We start from the raw sequence: 3,469 nt of genomic DNA, 5'->3' as shown, positions 1-3,469 counted from the left end.
TGCATGTCAGCGAGGTGGATTACGTTATTCCGGGCGACGATTCATCTGCCCTCGAGGCGCCAAATCCGCCCCCAACCGAAGTCGACCGGAAGGTTGCCCGCCTGATCGCTGGCGAAATCGATGACGGGGCTTGCCTACAAATCGGCATCGGCGGAATGCCCAATGCCGTATGCTGCGTCCTGGAAGAAAGCGGCCTGAAGGATCTTGGCGTCCACACCGAGATGGTGACCGACGGAATCATAAACCTCTACCGGGGCGGTCTCGTAACGGGCGCTCGCAAGCAACGGGATCCAGGAAAGATCGTTGGCACGTTTTCAATGGGTTCCAGCCAGCTCTACGAAGCGGTCAATCGCAACCCTGACATTCAATACCATCCTGTCGACTACACGAACCTGCCACATCTGATCATGCTGAACGACAATGTGGTGGCCATCAACAACACAACCCAAATCGATCTTCAGGGACAGGCCGCGTCCGAGTCCGACGGCAACCGCCACATCAGCGGCACAGGCGGGCAGTCGCAGTTTATCCGTGGCGCCTATGCCTCAAAGAACGGCAAATCGTTCATTTGTCTGTCGTCGACTTACGACAAGCGCGGCGATCGGCGCAGCCGTATCGTTTTGAATCTCACCAAGGGCAACATCGTCACGTCGCCTCGTGCGGACATGATGTATGTGGTTACCGAATATGGAATGGTGAACCTGAAGGGGAAATCGGTCCCGGAACGAGCGAGGTCGCTCATTTCAATCGCACACCCGGATTTCCGGGAAAGCCTCGAACGGGAGGCTTACGAGCATCGGCTGATTCCACGCGGTTTTTTCTGACAAGCCCTGCCGCCCTAAGCCATGGGCGGGTGTCCATCTTCTCCGCGCGTAATACCTAAAATTGATCTGCCATCCGGGCGGAGGGTATAGGAGCGTCCGCTGATGGAGTGAATGCCCCATCCCGACGGCATCGCGGTGCGCCAAAGTGGCGATGTTCAAGCATCCCACAAGTAGAGAGGGCATCCATGGATCAGATTAGGGACCGTCGCGGAGCGAACCGCCTGCGAACCTGCTTGATACAGCTAACGTAATATTAAATCACCGTTGGCGACGCAGTCAGTTTGGGCTGGAGAGAGACATGTGAGCGATTAATGACGCGATCATGCTCCAGAGGCGCCGCTGGAGCCAACTACGGCGACGGGCGCCGTCCTGGCGATGCTGCGGCGCAGGATACGGGCGGCCGACGACGCGCCCGCAACCTCGTCCAAAGCCGTACTAGTCGGGCGGGCGGGCCGATGCTATAGGGCGGCGAGCCTGACGCCGGAAGGCGTCCAGAAATCGCCAATCCCAGGGGCAAGAGGTCAAAGATGAGCAAGATCAAGGTCGCCAATCCGGTCGTCGAAATGGACGGCGACGAAATGACCCGGATCATCTGGCATTTCATCAAGGAAAAGCTGATCCACCCCTATCTCGACATCGATCTCAAATATTACGACCTGTCGGTCGAGAATCGCGACGCCACCAACGACCAGGTGACGATCGATTCCGCCGAGGCGACCAAGAAATACGGCGTCGCCGTCAAATGCGCGACCATCACCCCCGACGAACAGCGCGTCGAAGAGTTCAAGCTCAAGGAAATGTGGAAGTCGCCCAACGGCACGATCCGCAACATCCTCGGCGGCACCATCTTCCGTGAGCCGATCATCTGCAAGAACGTGCCGCGCCTGGTTCCCGGCTGGACCCAGCCGATCGTCGTCGGCCGTCACGCCTACGGCGACCAGTATCGCGCCACCGACTTCAAGGTTCCCGGCAAGGGCCGCCTGACCATCAAGTTCGAGGGCGAGGACGGCACGGTCATCGAGAAGGAAGTGTTCAAGTACCCGGGCGCCGGCGTGGCCATGGCCATGTATAATCTCGACGATTCGATCCGCGATTTCGCCCGCGCCTCGCTGAACTACGGCCTGCTGCGCAAATGGCCAGTCTATCTCTCGACCAAGAACACCATTCTCAAAGCCTATGACGGCCGCTTCAAGGATCTGTTCCAGGAAGTGTACGAGAACGAGTTCCATGACAAGTTCGTCGAGGCCAGGATCACCTACGAGCATCGCCTGATCGACGACATGGTCGCTTCGGCGCTGAAATGGTCGGGCGGCTACGTCTGGGCCTGCAAGAACTATGACGGCGACGTGCAGTCCGACACGGTGGCGCAGGGCTTCGGCTCGCTCGGCCTGATGACCTCGGTGCTGATGACCCCCGACGGCCAGACGGTGGAGGCGGAAGCGGCGCATGGCACCGTCACCCGCCATTACCGCGAGCACCAGAAGGGCAAGGAAACCTCGACCAATTCCATCGCCTCGATCTTCGCCTGGACGCGCGGCCTCGCGCACCGCGCCAAGCTGGACGACAATGTGGAATTGCTGAAGTTTTCTCTGACGCTGGAAAAGGTCTCCGTCGACACGGTCGAATCCGGCTTCATGACCAAGGATCTGGCGCTGCTGGTCGGCGCCGACCAGAAGTGGCTCTCGACCACGGGATTCTTGGACAAGATCGACGAGAACCTGAAAAAGGCGATGGCGTAAGCTTTTCGACTTTCTTCCAAATACATTCTCCAAAGACTTGAAGCGGGCCGCTCGGCCCGTTTTTTTTGGGCGCCGACGATGGCGGCGAAGGCGTATAAACTTTAGCCCGAGGCGACAGCCACGGCGCCCCCAACGGAGTTGCGGCCATGCCCTTCAGCGTTTTCGTGTTCTTCGCCGCCCTTGTCCTGTTCTTCGCCGGACTGCGCATCGCCCGCCAGTACGAGCGCGGCGTCGTGCTTCGCTTCGGGCGCTATGTGGCGACCAGGGGACCGGGCCTGTACTGGATCATCCCGTTCATCGAGACCACCATCAAGGTCGATCTGCGCATCGTCACTTCCGCCGTTTCCGGCCAGGAGGCGATCAGCCGCGACAATGTCCCGATCAGGATCGACGCGGTGATCTGGCGGCGCATCGTCATGGCCGAACGGTCGGTGTTCGAAGTGCGCAATATCGAGGAGGCCGTGACCCAGGTGGCCATCACCACTTTGCGCGACATCATCGGGCGCCACACGCTCGACGACATCTTGAAGGATCAGGCGACGATTTCGGCGGCCATGCAGAGCGCCATCGACGCGGTGACCGAACCCTGGGGCGTCAAGGTCGAGCGCGTGGCGATGAAAAGCGTCGAGATTCCACCGACCATGCAGCGCGCCATGGCCCAGGAGGCCGAGGCGCTGCGCGAAAAACGCGCGCGGATCATCAAGGCTGAGGCGGAAGGCGAGGCCGCGGAGAAACTGCGTCAGGCCGCGGAAATCATCATGGCTTCGCCCGCCGCGCTGGAATTGCGGCGGATGCAGATGCTGACCGAAGTCGGGGCCGAACAGAACACCATGACCATCGTGATGATGCCGAGCGAATTCGTCGAAGCCGCGCGGGCTTTGGGGAACAGAGCGGCGAAGGACTAGG

General features: G+C 60.2%; 3 protein-coding genes. All 3 read left to right on the top strand.

Annotated features, from left to right (window positions below; genetic code table 11):
- A partial coding sequence (locus tag ACLP2E_RS10200) for an acetyl-CoA hydrolase/transferase family protein (RefSeq protein ID WP_442465844.1) occupies positions 1 to 824 on the top strand: 824 nt, incomplete at its 5' end.
- Positions 825 to 1,351: 527 nt separating this feature from the next.
- On the top strand, positions 1,352 to 2,563 hold the full coding sequence (locus ACLP2E_RS10195; RefSeq protein ID WP_442465843.1) for an NADP-dependent isocitrate dehydrogenase: 1,212 nt from the start codon (positions 1,352 to 1,354) through the stop codon (positions 2,561 to 2,563).
- A 146-nt stretch (positions 2,564 to 2,709) separates the two neighbouring features.
- Entirely contained in the window at positions 2,710 to 3,468 is a 759-nt protein-coding gene (locus ACLP2E_RS10190) for an SPFH domain-containing protein (RefSeq protein ID WP_442462384.1), read from the top strand.
- Position 3,469 lies beyond the last annotated feature (1 nt).

The organism is Rhodoblastus sp., assembly GCF_052145335.1.
Taxonomy (GTDB): domain Bacteria; phylum Pseudomonadota; class Alphaproteobacteria; order Rhizobiales; family Beijerinckiaceae; genus Rhodoblastus.
The sequence above is the reverse complement of the archived record's forward strand: the minus strand, read 5'-3'. Positions and strand labels throughout refer to the sequence as shown.

What these genes read in the sequence shown, in the direction of transcription:
- ACLP2E_RS10190 (WP_442462384.1), top strand. Translation starts at nt 2,710, where the DNA reads ATGCCCTTCAGCGTTTTCGTGTTCTTCGCCGCCCTTGTCCTGTTCTTC.
- ACLP2E_RS10195 (WP_442465843.1), top strand. Translation starts at nt 1,352, where the DNA reads ATGAGCAAGATCAAGGTCGCCAATCCGGTCGTCGAAATGGACGGCGAC.